At 43.1% G+C, this 1,622-nt stretch carries 2 protein-coding genes; both read left to right on the forward strand.

Annotated features, from left to right (window positions below):
- Positions 1-134 precede the first annotated feature (134 nt).
- Positions 135-1,055: a UTP--glucose-1-phosphate uridylyltransferase GalU gene (galU, locus tag BIZ37_RS30080; protein ID WP_187464666.1), complete on the forward strand. Its 921-nt coding sequence runs from the start codon at positions 135-137 to the stop codon at positions 1,053-1,055.
- Positions 1,056-1,090: 35 nt separating this feature from the next.
- Positions 1,091-1,622, forward strand: a 532-nt coding sequence (locus BIZ37_RS30085; RefSeq protein WP_255526971.1) for an SLC13 family permease, incomplete at its 3' end; no start/stop codon positions are given.

A 1,622-nucleotide genomic window follows, 5' to 3' on the forward strand; every position in this document is an offset into this window, starting at 1 on the left:
TTACAGCTTACAGCTTACAGCTTACAGCTTACAGCTTACAGCTTACAGCTTACAGCTTACAGCTTACAGCTTACAGCTTACAGCTTACAGCTTACAGCTGATTATAATATCCCCAATAAAATCAAGGAACAAAAATGAGTACAGTAAAAAAAGCTGTCATCCCAGTGGCAGGGCTAGGCACGCGTATGCTTCCGGCAACAAAAGCTATTCCAAAAGAAATGCTGCCAATTGTCGATAAGCCGCTTATTCAATATATTGTCAATGAGTGTGTCTCTGCAGGCATTAAAGAAATTGTGCTTGTTACACACTCATCCAAGAATGCCATCGAAAACCATTTCGACACTTCGTTTGAATTAGAAGCTACGCTAGAGAAGCGTGTAAAACGCCAGCTTCTAGATGAAGTACAATCTATCTGTCCGCCAGATGTGACTATTATGCATGTACGTCAGGGGCAGGCAAAAGGCTTGGGGCACGCAGTACTCTGTGCTAAACCGTTAGTTGGTGATGCGCCATTTGCTGTTGTCTTGCCAGATGTTATTCTGGATGAATACACTGCTGATCAGTCAACTGAAAATCTTGCGTCAATGTTGAAGCGTTTTGATGCAGCAAAAGCCAGTCAGATTATGGTAGAGTCAGTACCTATGTCTGAAGTATCAAAATACGGTGTGGTTGACTGTGGTGGTGCAGAACTGAAAGCAGGTGACTCTCATACTATGACGGCAATGGTAGAAAAGCCTGCCATTGAAGATGCGCCCTCTAACTTAGCCGTTGTTGGCCGTTACGTACTCTCATCAAAAATTTGGGGTAAGTTAGCGATTACACCACCTGGTTCAGGTGATGAAATTCAGTTAACGGATGCCATTGATATGCTAATGGCTGAAGAAGTTGTTGAAGCTTTCCACATGACGGGTAAATCCCATGACTGTGGTGATAAACAAGGTTACCTTCGTGCCTTTGTTGAGTATGGCTTGCGTCACGAAAACCTTGGTGAAGAGTTTAAAACTTACTTAAACTCCTTGTTTAACTCTGCTTCACAATTAAAAGCGGTAAGCTAACTTATAGCGCCTTCGGGCGCTTAAATAAAAATATGATGAACCCTTCATTTATTGTTGCACTGACGATTGCCTTGTTATTTTTGGCCCTAATTTTTACTAGGGTGCGGGCTTCTATCCTTTTCAGTGCGGTAGTTTTATTTTTCTATTTCCTTGGTTACATTGAGCAATCAAGAATGCTCAGTTTCGGTGTCAACCAAGCCGTTGTAACGCTTTTACTCCTATTAGTGGCTTCACTGGCCCTTGAGCGCACCCGTATTCTTGTGTGGGTAACGAAGCTGGTTTTTCGCCCAACATTTGGCATGACATTGGCCCGGTTAGGTCTGTTATCTTCAATTAGCTCAGCCTTCCTCAATAATACCGCGGTTGTTGCCTCTTTGATGGCAGGTTTAACCCGGAGTCAGGATTATGCGCCTTCCCGTTTACTGTTACCGCTTTCCTATTTTGCCATTATAGGTGGTACCCTGACCTTGATTGGTACTTCTACTAATTTGGTGGTGAATGGTCTATTGATTGAGCAGGGGTACAACTCGCTACATTTCTTTGACTTTCTTCCTGTAGGTCTAATGA

It is taken from the genome of Photobacterium sp. BZF1 (assembly GCF_014349205.1).
Lineage (GTDB): Bacteria > Pseudomonadota > Gammaproteobacteria > Enterobacterales > Vibrionaceae > Photobacterium.